The organism is Bradyrhizobium sp. USDA 4011 (assembly GCF_054063415.1).
Genome location: NZ_JBSSGG010000001.1, coordinates 4,520,894 through 4,538,029, shown reverse-complemented (window position 1 = coordinate 4,538,029; position 17,136 = coordinate 4,520,894). Strand labels below are relative to the sequence as shown.

13 protein-coding genes are annotated in these 17,136 nt (G+C 65.5%); 5 read left to right on the top strand and 8 right to left on the bottom strand.

Features of this window, described 5'->3' with window-relative positions:
* Nucleotides 1–77: 77 nt before the first annotated feature.
* Together ACVW1C_RS21255 and ACVW1C_RS21250 are read right to left on the bottom strand one after the other, a co-directional pair.
* Nucleotides 78–1,019 carry an NAD(P)-dependent oxidoreductase gene (locus tag ACVW1C_RS21255; protein ID WP_456763131.1) on the bottom strand — a complete coding sequence of 314 codons (942 nt, stop codon included), beginning with the start codon at nucleotides 1,017–1,019 and terminating at the stop codon, nucleotides 78–80.
* Nucleotides 1,016–1,822, bottom strand: a complete 807-nt coding sequence (locus ACVW1C_RS21250; protein WP_456760077.1) for an N-acyl homoserine lactonase family protein — start codon at nucleotides 1,820–1,822, stop codon at nucleotides 1,016–1,018. The genes ACVW1C_RS21255 and ACVW1C_RS21250 overlap by 4 nt, the downstream gene beginning before the upstream one ends.
* A 368-nt stretch (nucleotides 1,823–2,190) precedes the next feature.
* Between ACVW1C_RS21250 and ACVW1C_RS21245 the strand changes: the two genes are divergently transcribed.
* The 4 genes from ACVW1C_RS21245 (at nucleotide 2,191) to ACVW1C_RS21230 (ending at nucleotide 8,920) form a co-directional block, all read left to right on the top strand.
* Nucleotides 2,191–3,789: a caspase family protein gene (locus ACVW1C_RS21245; RefSeq protein ID WP_456760076.1), complete on the top strand. Its 1,599-nt coding sequence runs from the start codon at nucleotides 2,191–2,193 to the stop codon at nucleotides 3,787–3,789.
* A 140-nt stretch (nucleotides 3,790–3,929) separates the two neighbouring features.
* A complete protein-coding gene (locus tag ACVW1C_RS21240; RefSeq protein ID WP_456760075.1) occupies nucleotides 3,930–4,580 on the top strand; it encodes an OmpA family protein in 651 nt (216 codons plus the stop codon).
* A gap of 256 nt (nucleotides 4,581–4,836) precedes the next feature.
* Nucleotides 4,837–5,754 (top strand): efflux RND transporter periplasmic adaptor subunit, encoded by a 918-nt coding sequence (locus ACVW1C_RS21235; RefSeq protein WP_456760074.1) that lies wholly within the window; start codon nucleotides 4,837–4,839, stop codon nucleotides 5,752–5,754.
* A 13-nt stretch (nucleotides 5,755–5,767) separates the two neighbouring features.
* A complete protein-coding gene (locus ACVW1C_RS21230) occupies nucleotides 5,768–8,920 on the top strand; it encodes an efflux RND transporter permease subunit (RefSeq protein ID WP_456760073.1) in 3,153 nt (1,050 codons plus the stop codon).
* A 374-nt stretch (nucleotides 8,921–9,294) separates the two neighbouring features.
* Here ACVW1C_RS21230 and ACVW1C_RS21225 read toward each other — a convergent pair whose 3' ends face one another.
* Genes ACVW1C_RS21225 through ACVW1C_RS21205 form a run of 5 tightly spaced genes read right to left on the bottom strand, consistent with a single transcriptional unit; the run spans nucleotide 9,295 to nucleotide 15,063 of the window.
* Nucleotides 9,295–9,930 (bottom strand): pyridoxamine 5'-phosphate oxidase family protein, encoded by a 636-nt coding sequence (locus ACVW1C_RS21225; protein ID WP_456760072.1) that lies wholly within the window; start codon nucleotides 9,928–9,930, stop codon nucleotides 9,295–9,297.
* A gap of 24 nt (nucleotides 9,931–9,954) precedes the next feature.
* A complete protein-coding gene (locus tag ACVW1C_RS21220) occupies nucleotides 9,955–11,658 on the bottom strand; it encodes a dipeptide ABC transporter ATP-binding protein (RefSeq protein WP_456760071.1) in 1,704 nt (567 codons plus the stop codon).
* Nucleotides 11,655–12,488 carry an ABC transporter permease gene (locus ACVW1C_RS21215; RefSeq protein ID WP_456760070.1) on the bottom strand — a complete coding sequence of 278 codons (834 nt, stop codon included), beginning with the start codon at nucleotides 12,486–12,488 and terminating at the stop codon, nucleotides 11,655–11,657. Before ACVW1C_RS21215 ends, ACVW1C_RS21220 begins: the two co-directional genes overlap by 4 nt.
* Nucleotides 12,488–13,489, bottom strand: a complete 1,002-nt coding sequence (locus ACVW1C_RS21210; protein ID WP_456760069.1) for an ABC transporter permease — start codon at nucleotides 13,487–13,489, stop codon at nucleotides 12,488–12,490. The genes ACVW1C_RS21215 and ACVW1C_RS21210 overlap by 1 nt, the downstream gene beginning before the upstream one ends.
* A complete protein-coding gene (locus ACVW1C_RS21205) occupies nucleotides 13,486–15,063 on the bottom strand; it encodes an ABC transporter substrate-binding protein (RefSeq protein WP_456760068.1) in 1,578 nt (525 codons plus the stop codon). The genes ACVW1C_RS21210 and ACVW1C_RS21205 overlap by 4 nt, the downstream gene beginning before the upstream one ends.
* 186 nt (nucleotides 15,064–15,249) lie before the next feature.
* Between ACVW1C_RS21205 and ACVW1C_RS21200 the strand changes: the two genes are divergently transcribed.
* Nucleotides 15,250–16,110, top strand: a complete 861-nt coding sequence (locus ACVW1C_RS21200; RefSeq protein ID WP_456760067.1) for an AraC family transcriptional regulator — start codon at nucleotides 15,250–15,252, stop codon at nucleotides 16,108–16,110.
* 243 nt (nucleotides 16,111–16,353) lie between these two features.
* Here the strand turns inward: ACVW1C_RS21200 and ACVW1C_RS21195 are convergent, their stop codons facing one another.
* Nucleotides 16,354–17,028 carry a Crp/Fnr family transcriptional regulator gene (locus tag ACVW1C_RS21195; RefSeq protein WP_456760066.1) on the bottom strand — a complete coding sequence of 225 codons (675 nt, stop codon included), beginning with the start codon at nucleotides 17,026–17,028 and terminating at the stop codon, nucleotides 16,354–16,356.
* Nucleotides 17,029–17,136 lie beyond the last annotated feature (108 nt).

Here is a 17,136-nt window from a genome sequence, read left to right as displayed (position 1 = left end):
GGGGGTTGGCCGGCGTCCCAACACGAGCACTGCCGCGTAGGGCGGATCCGCCCTACGCGGCTCGTGCGGCGCGAGAGCTACGCCCGATCGATATGTTTCGCGATCACCGGGAAATAATTATCCTTCGATCCCTTGTCGATCGCCTCCTGCAGTACCGTGCCGATCAGTTCCGCGCCGCGGATCTTGATGCCGGCGTCGGCGGCGAGTTCCAGCGCGTAGGACAGATCCTTCAGCGCATATTCGGTCGAGAACGCGCGCTCCGGAAACACGCCGGGCACGATCGCCTTCATGCCGTGGTTGCGCAGCGCAAAGCTGTCGGCCGAGCCCTTCGACAGGGTTTCCAGCAGCAGCTTTGGGTCGACGCCATTGGGCTTCGCCACCGCGACGGCCTCGGCCAGCGCGTTCACCGTCTCGAACAGCACCATGTTGTTGAGGATCTTGGTCACCTGCCCCGCGCCGACTTCGCCGCATTTGGTGACATCGGTGGCAAAGCAGCGGATCAAGGGCTCGATCGCGGCATAGAGCGCGGGCACCGCACCGACCATCACGCTGAGCGTGCCGTCCTGCGCCGCCTGCCGGGTGCGTGCGATCGGCGCGTCGGCCCACGCCGCGCCTTTGGCCTGCAGCTGCCCGGCGAAGTCGCGGGTCTGGCTGACCGAAGAGGTGCCGAGATCGACCACGATTTGGCCGGCTCTCGCATTCTTCAGAATGCCGTCGCCCTCGAACACCGCGCGCACATGCCTGGCGCTCGGCAGGCAGAGGAACAGCACATCGCTTTGCTTGATGACATCGGCGACCGAGCCCGCAATCTCGGCACCGTCGGCGCGCAGACGCTGCAGCGGCTCGGTCGACAGGTCGAACGCGATAACGCGCTTGCCGCTCTTCTTGACCAGGTTGCGGCAAATCGGCTCACCCATCACGCCGAGGCCGATGAACCCGAGAGTCTTGTATTCAGTCATATCGCTTCTTCTTTTTGACGTTTCTTGACGTGTTACGCCTCGCCCAGCCGGCGAGGCTATTTCGCGAACGATCGCGACGGCGCCAGATGCAATGCGAACGCATCGACCTTGTCGCTGGCGCGCGGATAGATCTCGCTGACGATCGGATCGTGGCCCGGGATGAAGCGGTCGGGATGACCGGCAAGCCGCTCGACGGTCTCCCAGCCCTGCGCCATGTCGCCGACATTGTAGACGATCGGGAACGGGCTCTTCTTGTGCAGGTTCGCATAATAATGCGCGGCGTCCGATGCCAGCACGACCGGCCCGCGCGCGGTCTCGACCCGCACCACCTGCAGGCCGTCGGAATGGCCGCCGACGCGATGCACGGTGACGCCGGGCGCGATCTCGCCGTCACCGGAATGGAAGGTGACGCGCTCGCCATAGACATGGCGCACCATCCGCGTGACATGTTCAATGGAGAACGGATGGCGCAGCATGCCGTTGCACATGCAGCGGCCGGTCGCGTAGCTCATCTCGCGTTCCTGCAGATGGAATTTGGCATTCGGGAAGCGATCCAGATTGCCGGCGTGGTCATAATGCAGATGGGTGACGATGACGTCGCGGATCGCATCGGCGCTGACGCCGAAGTCGGCCAGCGCATCGACCGGGTTGAGCGTCAGCTTGCGGGCGCGCGCCTTGGCCTCCTCGGCGTTAAAGCCGGTGTCGACCAGGATGTCGCGGCCGTGGCCGCGAATCAGCCAGACGAAATAATCGAGATCCTGCGCCGTGGTGTCGTGCGGATCGGGCACCAGGAAATTGAGGTGGGGCGTGCGCGGCGACATCGTCGCATAGCGCAGGGCGTAGATTTCGTAGGCGTTTCCCATCGGTATCGCTCTTGTTGGCTGTTCTTGAATAGCTTGGCGTCCCGACCACAAAGCCATCGCCTCGCGCAAAGGTCAAACCGCGCAGAGTGCGACGAGCGCATGACAGGACGACCGCAGCCTCTGTAAATGCAATTACACTATCCGGTCGCAGGAACCTGCACCATGCCGCGGAGGCGATGGCCGCCATGATCGCGGCTGTTGCACTGCGGCCTCGTTATCGCCGCCGCGATTAGCGATGGTGCAGCAAGCCGTTGACGGGGGTTTGGCCGTGGTTTGATAATGGATTTTCGCTAGAGTAAGGTTCCCGGGGCGCAGGCTGAAAGCGGCGCCATTTCATTGCAATGCCGCGATCTGGATTAGCCGCGATTATGAGAATCCGCCTTGCCTTGCTCGCCACGCTGATTTTTTCAATCGCGTCGCCAACCCTGTCCGTTGCCGCCGGCGATCGTTTCGCGCTGGTCATCGGCAACGCCAAATATCCCGACGCCGACGCGCCGCTGAAGGAGCCGGTCAACGACGCGCGTGACGTCGCCGATGAGCTCAAGCGCGACGGCTTCACCGTCGAGGTCGGCGAGAATCTGACGGGCGACGGCATGCGGCGCGCCTTCGACCGGCTCTATGGCAAGATCAAGCCGGGCTCGGTCGCGCTGATCTTCTTCTCGGGTTACGGCATCCAGTCGAACCGGCAGAGCTACATGATCCCGATCGATGCCCAGATCTGGGCCGAGGCCGACGTTCGCCGCGACGGCTTCAGCCTCGAGACCGTGCTCGGCGAGATCAGCAGCCGCGGTGCCGGGGTCAAGATCGCCCTGGTCGACGCCTCGCGGCGCAACCCGTTCGAGCGCCGCTTCCGCAGCTTCTCGGCGGGGCTCGCCCCGGTGATCGCACCCAACGGGACGTTGGTGATGTATTCGGCCGCGCTGTCGTCCGTGGTCTCGGACAATGGCAGCGACCGCAGCCTGTTCGTGCGGGAACTGCTGAAGGAGATCCGCACCCCCGACCTGATGGCTGAGGAAGCGCTGAACCGCACCCGCGTCGGCGTCACCCGCGCCTCACGGCAGGAACAGGTGCCGTGGATCTCGTCGTCGCTGGCCGAGGATTTCTCGTTCAGTCCGGGCGGCGCAGCCATTCAAGCCGGCGCAGCGACTCCAAGCGGCGCAGCCGTTCCAGGCGCCGCGCCGGCGCCGTCGAACGCTGCGCCCGGGCCGGCCGCATCACCGTCGCCCGAGGTGGCAACGGCACCGCCGGTCTCGCCGCCGCCAGCCCCGCCCGTTGCAACGCCGAAGCCGACACCGACGCCTCCGGCGGCAACCGCGCCACCGCCGGCGCCGCCGAAGCCAGCCGTCGCGACAGCGCCGGCCGCACCCCCGCCTCCGCCAAAAGCGCCCGAGATCGCGCTGCCGCCTCCCGCGCCTCCGCCGCCGGTGGTGATCCAGCCCACGCCGGCCCCGAGCAATTCGCCCGTGCTCGCGGATGATCCGACGATCAAGAGCCTGAACGAAAGGCTCGACAAGAACCCGGATGACGCGGCTGCGCTGTATCGCCGCGGCCAGGTCTTTGCCAGCAAGGGCGCCTACGACCTCGCGGTCAAGGACTTCACCAATTCGCTGCGGCTGAACCCGAAGGATGTCGAGGCCTATAACAACCGCTGCTGGGTTCGCACCGTGATCGGCGACCTGCAGGCGGCCCTGAAGGACTGCAACGAGGCGCTGCGGCTGCGCCCGAACTTCGTCGATGCGCTCGACAGCCGCGGCCTGATGAACCTGAAGGGCGGGCAGAACAAGAACGCCATCGCCGATTTCGACGCCGCGCTAAAGATCAACCCGCGGCTGACTTCGTCGCTGTACGGGCGCGGCCTTGCCAAGAAGCGCAACGGCGCGGTCGCGGAAGGCGATCTCGACATCGCCAACGCCAAGGCGATGGACCCGAACATCGTCAAGGAATTCGCCGACTACGGCGTGCAGTGACAAATGAACGAGGCCTGCCCGCGGCTCGAACCGCGGGCGAAATTGCGCGACTAATCAGCGGGTGCGTGCCGGGCAGCGATGCCCGCGATCAATCCGAAGAATTGCATGGAACCGCGCCAGCCGGCGCAGGAGGGACCGAAATGTTCAAGCCGTCGGCAAGGGCCGCGCTCCTTTCAATCGTGACCGTCGGCGCCGTGCTGTCGTTCGGCATGGCGGCCGCCTGTGCCGGTGACAACGTCACCGAGGACCAGATCATCAAGGCGCTGACGCCCGAGAAGAAGCCCCTGACCCGCGGCCTCTCGGTCGGCCCGCAGACCTCGCCCGGGTTGAACGCCGACCAGGCCAAGTTCGTGCAGAGCATCCGTGGTCGCGCCACCCGCTCGCTGTCCTCGACTGAGCGCGAGGAAATCGCGACTATCGTCCAGGACAAGCCGAAGATCGATCTCGAGATCAATTTCGACTACAATTCCGCCGACATCAGCGCGAAGTCGCTGCCCTCGGTGCAGGCGCTCGGCCGCGCCTTGACCAATCAGGACCTGAAGGGCTCGACCTTCGTGGTCGCCGGCCACACCGACGCCGCCGGCAGCGAGGACTACAATCAGGGCCTCTCGGAGCGCCGCGCCGACGCCATCAAGCGCTATCTGGTCGACAAATATGGCATCAACGGCAGCGATCTCGTCACTGTCGGCTATGGCAAGAGCAAGCTGAAGGACCCGAGCCACCCGATGGCGGACGTCAACCGGCGCGTCCAGGTCGTGAACGTGGAAAACAAGGACACCGCGTCCAAGTGATCTAGAGGTGATGGGCGGTGGCGCGGCCCCTTTTTGAGGTTACAATGCGTCCCGCACCCCGGCGGGGCGCATTTGCTTGTGGGCGAACGCCCAAAGCGGCCCACAGGTGCCCCGCCTCACATGACATCAGGGCATGATCCGGAACAACGGACCCCGGCCTTTCCGATGCCCACACAATACGACGGCGAGATGAGACTTCGACGAGCGCCCAAGACAATCACTGTCGATACGCGCCAAGTTCTGGATTGATCAGGCGATGAATTTTTCCCAATACCTCAAGCCTGCGCTCGGCACGGTGGTCTTCCTCGCGCTGGCTGTCGCCTATTACACGTTCGAGCACCGCTCCCATCCGGAGGAGAAGGAGACGCCGGGCCAGGCGCTGGTCGTGGTGACGAAGTCGACCAATGCCTGCTTCTCCGACATGGTCCGCGTCACCGGCTTCATCGTGCCGCGCCGCGAGGCGCAGGTGAATGTCGACCAGGACGGCTCCAAGGTTACCGATGTGCTGGTCCGCGAGGGCGACACCGTGACCGAGAACCAGGAACTGGCGCGGCTGACCCCGCCGCCGCAGCAGGCGGCGCAGGGCAATGCCAAGCCGATCGTTCTGCGCGCGCCGGCCGCCGGACTCGTCACCGAGGTGCGCACCGCGCCCGGCGCTCCGGCCTCGCCGCAGGCTCCGCCGATGTTCAAGATCTCCGTCAACAACGAGATCGAGCTCGACGCCGAGGTGCCGGGCTTCCAGCTCCTGAAGCTCAATCCCGGCGCCAATGTCCGGATCAGCCGCGACGACGCGCCCGACATCGTCGGCAAGGTCCGCCAGATCTCGCCGCAGATCGACCGCGCCACCCAGCTCGGGCACGTCCGCATCACCATCAACAACAATCCGACGCTGAAGGTCGGCATGTTCGCGCGCGCCAATATCGACGCCAAGCGCTCCTGCGGCGTCGCGGTGCCGCGCACCGCGATCGACCGCCTCACCCTGCAAGTCGTGAAGGGCAACACGGTCGAGACCCGCAGGGTGCGCGTCGGGCTGACCTCCGACACCTCGACCGAAATCCTTGAAGGCCTCGACGTCGGCGAAATCGTCGTGGCCGATGCTGGCACCTCGCTGCATGACGGCGACCAGATCAAGACCATGTTCGCCGACGAACTCGATCGCACGCGATCACGCTAATTCGGGCACGCTAATGGCTTTGAACATCTCGGCATGGTCGATCCGGAACCCGCTTCCCTCGATCGTCTTCTCGATCATCCTGCTGGTGCTGGGCTGGGTCTCCTTCACCAAGCTCGCCGTGACGCGGCTGCCGAGCGCCGACATTCCGGTGATCTCGGTCGCGGTCTCGCAATTCGGCGCGGCGCCCTCGGAACTTGAGTCGCAGGTCACCAAGACGATCGAAGACGGCGTCTCCGGCGTCGAGGGCGTGCGCCACATCTCCTCCTCGATCACCGACGGCCTGTCGGTGACCACGATCCAGTTCGCGCTGGAGACCAACACCGACCGCGCGCTCAACGACGTCAAGGACGCGGTGACGCGGGTGCGCGCCAACCTGCCGCAGAACGTCACCGAGCCGTTGATCCAGCGCGTCGACGTGATCGGCCTGCCGATCGTGACTTACGCCGCGATCTCGCCCGGCAAGACGCCGGAGCAGCTCTCTTACTTTGTCGACGACGTGGTCAAGCGCGCGCTGCAGGGCGTGCGCGGCGTCGCCCAGGTCGAGCGCATCGGCGGCGTCGAGCTCGAGATCCTGGTCTCGCTCGATCCCGACAAGCTGCAGGCGGTGGGGCTCACCGCGGTCAATGTCAGTCAGATCCTGCGCGGCACCAATGTCGACGTCGCCGGCGGCCGCGCCGAGATCGGCAAGAACGACCAGGCGATCCGCACCCTGGCCGGCGCCAAGACGCTGAACGAGCTCGCGGGCACCATGATTCCGCTGTTCGGCGGCGGCGAGATCCGGCTCGACGATCTCGGCACCGTCACCGACACCATCGCCGACCGGCGCACCTTCGCCCGCTTCAACGGCGAGCCGGTGGTGGCGCTCGGCATCAAGCGCTCCAAGGGCGCCAGCGACGTCGTCGTCGCGGCCGCGGTGCAGAAGCGGATCGACGCCCTGAAGGTCGCCTATCCCGACGTCGACCTCAAGCTGATCGATACCTCGGTCGAGTTCACCAAGGGCAATTACGAGGCCGCGATCTCGACCTTGTTCGAGGGCGCGATCCTCGCCGTCATCATCGTGCTGCTGTTCCTGCGCGACATGCGCGCCACCATCATCGCCGCGGTCTCGCTGCCGCTGTCGATCTTCCCGGCATTCTGGGCGATGGACCTGCTCGGCTTCTCGCTCAACCTGGTGTCCTTCCTCGCCATCACGCTGTCGACCGGCATTCTGGTCGACGACGCCATCGTCGAGATCGAGAACATCGTCCGCCACATGCGGATGGGCAAGACGCCCTACCGGGCCGCGCTTGAAGCCGCCGACGAGATTGGCCTCGCGGTGATCGCGATCTCGCTCACCATTATCGCGATCTTCGCCCCCGCAAGCTTCATGTCCGGGATCGCCGGGCAGTTCTTCAAGCAGTTCGGCATCACCGTGTCGGTGCAGGTGTTCTTCTCGCTGCTCGCCGCGCGCTTCGTGACGCCGATGCTGGCCGCCTATTTCCTCAAGCATCATGACCACGACGACCCGCCGCCCGGCCGCATCCTGCGCAGCTATCACGGCCTCGTCACCTGGTCGGTGAAGCACCATTACATCACCGTGCTGATCGGCTTTGCGGTGTTCGCCGCGTCGATCTGGAGCATCACGCTGCTGCCGCAGGGCTTCCTGCCGGCGCAGGACACCGCGCGCTCGCTGCTCGCGATGGAGCTGCCGCCCGGCTCGCAGCTGGCCTATACCGAGAAGGTCACCGAGGAGATCGTGGCGCGGCTGCGCAAGCGGCCCGAGGTGCGCAGCGTGTTCGTCGACGGCGGCCGCGTGCCGCCGGGCATCCAGGAAGTCCGCCGCGCCGCGCTGATCATCAACTACACGCCGAAGGCGGACCGCAGGATCACCCAGCGCGAGCTGGAGCTGTCGATCGGCAAGGAGCTCGATAACGTCCCCGATATCAGGTTCTGGTTCCTCGACGAGAACGGCCTGCGCGCCATCTCGCTGGTCGTCACCGGCACCGACAGCAACATCGTCAATAACGTCGCCAGCGAGCTGGCGACGCAGATGAAGCGGATCCCGATCATCGCCAACGTGATCTCGGAGACCGCGCTCGACCGGCCCGAACTGCGCATCCGTCCGCGCGCCGAACTCGCGGCGCGGCTCGGCGTCTCGACCGAGAGCCTGTCGCAGACCATCCGCGTCGCCACCATCGGCGACGTCGGGCCGGCGCTGGCGAAGTTCGACGCCGGTGACCGCCAGGTGCCGATCCGCGTCCAGCTCGAGGACAGTGCGCGCAGCGACCTTCAGATGCTCGAGCAGCTGCGCGTGCCGCTCGGTCAGCGCGGCGAACGCGGCGGCGTGCCGCTCTCCGTCGTCGCCGACATCCAGCTCGATCAGGGCCCGACCAGCATCAACCGCTACGACCGGGAGCGGCAGGCCACCGTCGCGGCCGACCTCGTAGGCAATGCCGCGCTCGGCGATGCCACCAAGCTGATCTACGACCTCCCGGTCATGAAGAGCCTGCCGAAGGGCGTGAGGGTCAGCCCGTCCGGCGACGCCGAGAGCCTCGCCGAACTGTCCGACGGCTTCGCGACCGCGATCACCGCCGGCCTGATGATGGTCTACGCCGTGCTGGTGCTGCTGTTCGGCACCTTCCTGCAGCCGATCACCATCCTGTTCTCGCTGCCGCTCTCGATCGGCGGCGCGATCGGCGCGCTGCTGCTGACAGGCAAGCAGCTCACGACGCCGGTGTGGATCGGCATCCTGATGCTGATGGGCATCGTCACCAAGAACGCCATCATGCTGGTGGAATTCGCGGTGGAGGCGATCCGCGACGGCAAGGCGCGCGAGGACGCGATGATCGATGCCGGCATGAAGCGCGCCCGCCCGATCGTGATGACGACGATCGCGATGGCCGCCGGCATGATGCCGTCAGCGCTGGCGTTCGGCGCCGGCGGTGAATTCCGCTCACCGATGGCGCTCGCGGTGATCGGCGGCCTGATCTTCTCGACCGTGCTGTCGCTGGTGTTCGTGCCGGCGATGTTCATGGTGATGGACGATATCGGCGGCTTGATCTGGCGCTTCGGCAAGCGGCTCGTGGTCTCGCATGCCGACCACGAGCTAACCCCGAGCGAGCCCCAGACCGACCAGACCAAGCGGCCGCCCGGCCCGCCAAGCGTCATCTCGCCTGCGGCGGAGTAAGCTGAGGGCGCGGCGCGTCAGCGCACGATGAAGGGGTGCCCACCAAAATATCGAAAACAACCCCATGCAAAGTAGCCGGCGGCTGCCGGCGTTCGACACGGCAGCTTGACTCGTCGGGCAACTCAGCGGTATTTTTCCATTATTCCGAAATTATGATGTGTGTCTGCCGGCTCACGTCGTCCCTGCGAAAGCAGGGACCCATACTCGGCGGCGGACCTTATTGAAGGGACTCGTTGTTCCAGCATCGTCCAGCAATCGGCAGGCGTGGTTATGGGTCCCTGCTTTCGCAGGGACGACGTGTCGAAGGATCTCGATCCAAGGCGTCACACCACCCGGTGTCATCACCCGCATGCGCATGCGGGTGATCTCAAGCTCTAATACAGCCGCGTGCGATAGGCCTCTTCCATCGTCTTCTCGGCGACCTCGACCTCGACCGCCGCGGTCTGCTCGGCGATGATCCGGCCAAGCGTCGGAAAACTGTGGCGCTCGACCTGCACGGCCGGGTTCCAGAGCTTTGAGCGCATCAGCGCCTTGCCGCAATGGAAATAGGTCTCATCGACATGCACTTTCATGCCGATGATCGGCGTGACGTTCTGCACCGTCAGCGGCGTCAAAAGATCCGGCTCCTGCGAGATCTCGGCCCGCCCGTTGATCCGCAGGGTCTCGTTGATGCCCGGCACCATGAAGATCAGGCCGACCCCGGGCGAGGCCAGGATATTGCCGAACGTATCGACGCGGTTGTTGCCGCGCCGATCCGGGATCAGCAGCGTCTTGTCGTCGATCACCGAGACGAACCCCGGCGCATCGCCGCGCGGGCTGGCGTCGGCATGGCCCTTGCCGTCGCTGGAGGCGATGACCAGAAACGGCGACAGCGCGATGAAGTCGCGGCAGAACTTGTCGAGATGATTGAGCACCTTCTTCTCGGCGAGCGGGCTCAACTGCCCGAAATGCGCGCGAAGATCCTCCTGCGACTTGACCGGCGGCTTGCCGCCTGCGCCCTCGTGACCCATAGCGAACCTCCCTTTGTTGTTAGTTTATACCGCGTCGATGCCGGAATCGATCCTCGCCGTCTGGCGTGCGCCGTCCGCGGCCGCAAAGCCCGGCTGGTCGAAGAAATCGCGGCCGGGAATCGCATCGAGCAGATCGCGGGTATAGGCCTGACGCGGCGCGGTGAAGACCTCGGCCGTCGTGCCTTCCTCGACGATGCGCCCCTTCTGCAGGACAATCACGCGGTCGGCGATCTCGGCGGCGATGCGCAGATCGTGGGTGATGAAGATCATCGCAAGCCGCATTTCCTGGCGCAGCTCGGCGAGCAGTGCCAGCACCTGGGCCTGCACCGAGACGTCGAGCGCCGACACCGCCTCGTCGGCGATCAAGACCCGCGGCTTGAGCGCGAGCGCCCGCGCGATGCAGATCCGCTGGCGCTGGCCGCCCGAGAATTCGTGCGGATAGCGATCCGCAGCGGTCTCGGACAGGCCGACCCGGACCAGCAGCTTCCTCGCCTGCGCCATCGCTTCGGCACGCGATGTGCCGTAGGCCATCGGGCCGCGCGCGATGGCATCGCCGACCTTCTGGCGGGGATCGAGGCTGGCAAACGGATCCTGGAACACGATCTGAAGCTGCCGCCGCGCCTGACGCAGCGCCTCGCCGCGCAGCTGCCGGAGGTCGGCGCCGCCGAAGCGGATGGCGCCGGCATCCGGCTCGGTCAGCCGCAGGATCATGCGGCCGAGCGTCGACTTGCCGGAGCCGGATTCGCCGACGACGGCAAGCGTCTCGCCCTCGTGCAGCGTCAGCGAGATGCCATCCGCGGCGACCACCTCGCGCGGCGGCTGCAGCCAGCCGCGCTTGACCCGAAAGGTCTTTTGCAGGCCGACGATTTCCAGTAGCGGCTCCGGTCGCACGATCGTGTCATGGATGTCGGCGAGCCGCGCCTTCGGGACCGCGTCGATCAGTTCGCGCGTGTAGGCGGCTTGCGGATTGCGCAGCACCTCGCTGACGGTGCCGTGCTCGACCACCTTGCCGTGGCGCAGCACCACAACGCGGTCGGCGACATCGGCGACGACGCCGAAATCATGGGTGATCAGCAACACGCCCATGCCGCGCTCGCGCCTGAGATCGTCGATCAGGCGCAGGATCTGACGCTGGGTCGTGACATCGAGCGCGGTCGTCGGCTCGTCCGCGATCAGCAGCGCAGGCCGGTTGGCCATCGCCATCGCGATCATCACGCGCTGGCGCTGGCCGCCGGACAGCTCGAACGGGTAGCTCTTTTCCAGCAGAAGCGGATTCGGTAACCCGACCTGCGTCAGCAGCGTCTGCACCCGCTCGCAGACCTCCGCCATCGATGGCGTGGGCCGCTGGTGCGCAAGGATCATCTCCTCGATCTGTTTGCCGACCCGCTTCAGCGGATTGAGCGAGGACAGCGGCTCCTGAAAGATCATCGCGGCATCGCCGCCGCGCAAGTTCCGCAGGCCACGGCTGTCGAGCTTCGACGGATCCCGTCCCGCGACCGTCACGGCGCCGGATGCGATATCGACGCCCCGCGGCAACAGCTGCAGCACCGCATGGGCGATCATCGACTTGCCGGAGCCGGATTCGCCGACCAGACAGACCACCTCGTTCGGCTTGATCTCAAACGACACATTCTCGACCGCGAAGGGCCGGTCGCCGCCCTTGGGAAGCGCGATCGAGAGGCGATCGACGGCGAGAACCGGCGCGCTGGACTGCATGGTTTCGCTCATGACCGGCGCCTCGAGACGCGCGGGTTGAGCACATCGGACAGGCCTTCGCCGAACAGGTTGATCGCCAGCACGGTGACGAGGATGGCAAGGCCGGGAAACACACTCATCCACCACGCATTGCGGATCACGGTGCGCCCCGCGCCGATCATGAAGCCCCATGACATCAAATTGGGATCGCCGAGCCCCATGAAGGACAGCGCGCTTTCCAGCAGGATCGCGGTCGCCACCGTCAACGACGTCACGACCAGGATCGGCGAGATCGCGTTCGGCAGGATATGGCCGAGCACGATGCGCCAGGTGCGCTCGCCCTGGCACAGCGCCGCCTCGACGAACTCACGATGCCGCAGGCGCAAGAATTCCGCGCGCGTCAGCCGCGCCAGCGGCGGCCAGCTCACCGCCCCGATGATCAGGATGATCGTGAGCAGCGACGGATTGAAGGTTGCGACCAGCAGGATGGCCAGCACGAAGGCCGGAATGGTCTGGAACAATTCCGTCATCCGCATCAGCACCAGATCGACCTTGCCGCCGAAATAGCCCGAGATCGCGCCGACGACGACGCCGATCGCCATCGCGGCGAGCGCCGACGCGATGCCGATCAGGAGCGAGACGCGCGCGCCATAGGCGACGCCGGCCGCGACATCGCGGCCGAGCGTATCGCCGCCGAGCCACAGCCCGTCCTCGCCGGGCGGCGTGAACGGCGCACCGACCATCTCCCAGGGCGAGACCGGAAACACGATCGGCGCGATGATCGCGACGACCACGACGACGAGCAGCAGGACAAGCCCGATCATGCCGCTGGGATGCCGCAGGAACGCGCGCACCGTCTCCATCACGCCGCTCCCGTGGTCATGCGCGGATCGATCAGCCGGTAGACCAGGTCGGTCAAAAGGTTGAGCGCGATCACGACGATCGAGAGGATCAGGAAGATGCCGAGCAGGACCGGATAGTCGCGCTGCAGCAGGGCCTCGAAGGTCAGGCGGCCGAGGCCGGGCCAGGCAAACACCGTCTCGATCACCACGGCGCCGCCGACCAGCGCGCCGGCCTGCATGCCTGCGACGGTGACGACCGGCACCAGTGCATTGCGCAGCATGTGGCCGACGACGATCCGCGTTCCGGACAGGCCCTTGGCGCGCGCCGTCTTGATGAAATCCTGCTGCGCGACCTCGATGATCGAGGACCGCATCAGCCGCGCATAGATCGCCAGATAAATCGCCGCCAGCGAAGTCACCGGCATGATCATGTGTTTCATGATGTCGAGCGCGTGCTCGATCGGCGAGAGCTGGACGTTGATGGTCTCGTAGCCGAACGGCGGCAGCCAGCCGAGCGTCACCGAGAACACCAGCACCAGCATCAGGCCGAGCCAGAATACCGGCGTCGCATAGAGCACGAGCGAGAGCACGGTGAACACCGTGTCGAGCACGCTGCCGGCCGCGAGCCCCGCCAGCGCGCCGAGCGCGGTGCCGATCAGGAGCGCGAGACAGAACGCCGTGACCGTCAGCAAGAGCGTCGCCGGCAGCCGTTCGAGGATCAGATCGACGACCGGGCGGCGCTGACGATAGGAATAGCCGAGATCGAGCCTGACGACGCGGCCGAGGTGGTTCACGAGCTGGACGAAATACGGCTTGTCGAGCCCGTACTCCTTGCGCAGATCGTCGAGCAGCTTTGGATCGGACGCGCCGGATTGTCCGGCCATGACCTGGGCCGGGTCGCCGGGCGCAGCGCGCACCAGCACGAAGTTGAACGTCGCGATGACGAGGATCACGGCGACGAGCTGGGCGATGCGGCTGATCGCCTGGAGCCCGATCGCCGCTGCGCTCCCGAACCGCGTCACGATTTGTAGACCGACCCGAAGGTTTCGTGCGAGCCGATGCCCGTGGTCACGATGTTCTTGAACGCCTTGTCGTAGATGATCGGATATTCGATCTCGAGCGTCCAGGCTACCGGAACATCCTCGACCAGGATCTGCTGCACCTTGCTGTAGAGCTCCTGGCGCTTGGCTTCATCCAGCGTGATCGCAGCTTCGTCGAACAGTCTGTCGACCTCGGGATTCGAGTAGCCTTGGGTGTTCGAGAACAGGATACCCTTCTTGATGTTCGACGAAATATAGGTGCGCGCCACGCCGAGCGCGGGATCACCGAGCTGGTAGAGCAGGTTCTGGGTCATCTCGTAATCCCAGTTGCCGACCTTCTCGGCCCAGCCGGCCATGTCGGTGCCGACCAGCACGAGATCGATGCCGACGCGTGCAAAGCTCTGCCGGAAGAACTCGCCGGCGCGCTGATAAGACTCGCCGTAGGGCGGCACGATGTACTTGATCTCGGCCCGCTTGCCGCTCGCGCCAGGCTTCAGTCCCATGTCGTCGAGCAGCGCCTTGGCCTTGTCCACGGAGAATCCGTAGCGCTTCACGTTCGGATCGTAGAACCGCGTCTTCGACGAGATCGGGCCGGTCGCGACCTTGGCGTTGCCGAAATACACGCGCTTGCTGAACGCCTCGCGATCGATCAGATGCATCACCGCCTGCCGGAACCGCTTGTCATTCATCGGCGCGATGCGGTTGTTCATTTCGAGCCATTGATGCGGCGCGAAATACTCGTAGCCCTTGGTGGTGAATTCGAGGTTCTTCTGCGCCTTAAAGCGCTGCACGTCATAGAATTCGACGTCGGACCATTGCACCAGCTGCACCGTGCCGTTCTCGAGCGCGAGCGCACGCGACGCCGCGTCCGGAATCACGCGGTAGACGATCTCGTCGAGATAAGGCTCGTCCTTCAGATAGTAACCGTCATGGCGGACCAGGTGAACATGCGAGCCGCGCACCCATTCCTTCAGCTTGAAGGGGCCGGTGCCGATCGCCTTGTCGTTCTCCGGGTTCTTGCGATAGTCGGTGCCGTCGTAGATGTGCTTGGGCACGATCGGCGCGGACGTGCAGTCGAAACAGCCGATGAACGGCGCGAACGGCTGCTTCAGCTTGAACACGACGGTGAGCGGATCTGGCGCTTCGGCCGACGCCACGCGGGCGAAGTTCTGCCGCGCGCGCGGATGCGTCTCCACCGGCAGCTTCATGCAGCTGAAGACCACGTCCTCCGAGGTCATCGGCTTGCCGTCGTGGAAGGTGATGCCGGGAAACAGCTTGAATGTGTAGGTCAGGCCGTCGGGCGAGATCTCCCAGGACTGCGCCATGCCGGGCATCGGCTTGAGGTCGGCGCCATATTTCAGCAGGCCTTCATAGATCTTGCCGCCGAGCGTCAGGGTCGGTTGCTGCTGGTTCAGCGCGGTCACCAGAACCGGCGGCTCCGGCTGTATGATGGTGTTGAGCGTTCCACCGCGGGTCTGGCCCGCCGCCCGCGTGATGCCGAACGGGATGGCTGCACCGCAGGCCAGCATCGCCTTGGTGAATTCGCGTCTGTTCATCGGACCTCTCCGTCGCCGCGCGTCAGGCATTCGATTTCGGCGAATGTCGCGGGGTGAGGCATTGTTGCCAAACGCCGTATCCCGCGCTACCTGATTGGGGACAACAACCATCGCGATCGGGCCAACTGGCCCGGAAGATGCATGAGCGCCCTGCGAAAACGACGATCGATCAGGAGCTCACGACACTTGAAAGTCGCAGCGCGACGAAATGACACCGCCGGCCTGCGCGTGTGCCGCAAGCAATCCGGTCCCGCAGCTGCCGCGCATTATGCCGGACAACTGCAACAGGTCGAACGGCCGCTCGCGGCCATGGCGGCCTCTTATCCGAACGAAAGCACGAGCGCGCGACACGCGCATCGACGCGACCAGTTCATCTTGCAGACCGCAGGCGTGACCTCGATGATGACCGAGCGCGGCCACTTCGTCGTGCCGCCTGGCCATGGCCTGTGGATTCCGGCCGGCGTCGCGCACCAGTCGCGTGCATGGGGCGAGGTCGAGATCCAGACCATCTATGTCACGCCGGACCGTGTGCGGAATGCGCCGGCAACCTGCCGCCTGATCAAGGTCTCCGCATTGGTCGAAGCACTGATGGAAGAGGCGGTGCATATGCCGACGCGTTACGACCCCGAAGGGCGCGACGGCCGGCTGGTCGACTTCCTGCTCGATGAGATCGGCAGGATGCCCGAAGTGTCGCTGCATGTGCAGGTGCCGCCCGACCCGCGGCTTGCCGCGATCTGCGAAGCGGTGCTGGTCGATCCGAGCTCCGATCTGACGCTCGACCAATGGGCCGACCGCTGCCAGCTCAGCCGGCGGACATTGACGCGCCTGTTCCGTCGCGAGACCGGACAGAGCTTTGCGGCCTGGCGCCAGCGGGTGCGGTTGCTTGAAGCGCTGGCGCGGCTCGGCGCCGGCGAGGCCGTCACCTGCGTCGCGCTCGACGTCGGCTATGACAGCCCGAGCGCGTTCGCCGCGATGTTCAAGCGCGAACTCGGCGCCGCGCCGCGCCAGTATCTGCGCTGGGCCAATCCCGAAGTGGTGTTGAGGTAGGCGAATTCGCGTCACGCATCTGCGGAACGCAAAACCCCTGCGGTCAACGGGAAAGACCGCAGGGGTTTGCAGGTGGATGGCGTGAGGCCAGCGAGGCTGGGTGTCACCCCAAGGACCGGCACGCGGATGAAAGCGATACCCGCCTCCTCATGCAAGCAAGACTTTTAGGCAGGAGTGCGTCAACATTCGCAAGCAAGGCGCGCGAGAGGACGCGATCCTCGCGCGCGCGTTGCATGCAACCGTTTAGTCGTTGCGTGCGACCGCCGTCAGCTTGGTCATGTTGTGGAGCATGATCCGGCCGCGCTGCAGGTCGACGATGCCGTCCTTGCGCCAGGTCTGCAGTTGCCGGTTGACGCTCTCGCGCGCCGCGCCGACGAAGATGCCGAGCTGTTCCTGCGAGATATGCACCTCGGAACCGAAATCCTCGGCCAGCGCGCACAGCCGGCGTGCGAGGCGGACCGGCAACGGCTGCAGCACGGATTCTTCCATCCGCTCGCTCTGCCAGCGGATGCGCTGGCACAGCAATTCGATCAGGCGGACCGCGACCTTCGGCTCGCGCTCGAGGAAGCCCAGGAAATCCTCCCGCCGCAGGACGAACAATTCGGTGGGCTCGCCGGCGGTCGCATCCGCGGTGCGCTCCTGACCGTCGAGGACGGCGACTTCGCCGAACAGGTCGCCGGATCCCATGAAGTTCAATGTGAGCCGGCTGCCGTCGGCGGCGCCGGTTTCGATGCGAATCTGGCCGCGGCGGACCCCAAACAGGGCGTCGCCGGGATCGCCTTTCTGGAACAGCACCTCGCCGGCAGCGAGCTGCTGGGTGTGGCAAAGGCCCGCAAGCCGCGCCAATTCGTCCGCACCGAGATCGGCGAACATCGGGTTCATTTTCAGAATGACCGCAAATTCGGCCTGTTTGCTCATTGTATTGCCTTCCAAATCCATCCGAGCGGTCCCCCGACGCCGGGTTAGCAACAATCACCCTCATAAGAGTGTGTGAGAGGTCACATAAGTTCATGCTGGTAACGGATT

Coding starts and splice junctions, on each gene's coding strand:
- ACVW1C_RS21250 (WP_456760077.1), bottom strand. CDS start 1,822: ATGGGAAACGCCTACGAAATCTACGCCCTGCGCTATGCGACGATGTCG.
- ACVW1C_RS21215 (WP_456760070.1), bottom strand. CDS start 12,488: ATGGAGACGGTGCGCGCGTTCCTGCGGCATCCCAGCGGCATGATCGGG.
- ACVW1C_RS21245 (WP_456760076.1), top strand. CDS start 2,191: ATGAGAATCCGCCTTGCCTTGCTCGCCACGCTGATTTTTTCAATCGCG.
- ACVW1C_RS21240 (WP_456760075.1), top strand. CDS start 3,930: ATGTTCAAGCCGTCGGCAAGGGCCGCGCTCCTTTCAATCGTGACCGTC.
- ACVW1C_RS21220 (WP_456760071.1), bottom strand. CDS start 11,658: ATGAGCGAAACCATGCAGTCCAGCGCGCCGGTTCTCGCCGTCGATCGC.
- ACVW1C_RS21195 (WP_456760066.1), bottom strand. CDS start 17,028: ATGAGCAAACAGGCCGAATTTGCGGTCATTCTGAAAATGAACCCGATG.
- ACVW1C_RS21205 (WP_456760068.1), bottom strand. CDS start 15,063: ATGAACAGACGCGAATTCACCAAGGCGATGCTGGCCTGCGGTGCAGCC.
- ACVW1C_RS21230 (WP_456760073.1), top strand. CDS start 5,768: ATGGCTTTGAACATCTCGGCATGGTCGATCCGGAACCCGCTTCCCTCG.
- ACVW1C_RS21235 (WP_456760074.1), top strand. CDS start 4,837: ATGAATTTTTCCCAATACCTCAAGCCTGCGCTCGGCACGGTGGTCTTC.
- ACVW1C_RS21225 (WP_456760072.1), bottom strand. CDS start 9,930: ATGGGTCACGAGGGCGCAGGCGGCAAGCCGCCGGTCAAGTCGCAGGAG.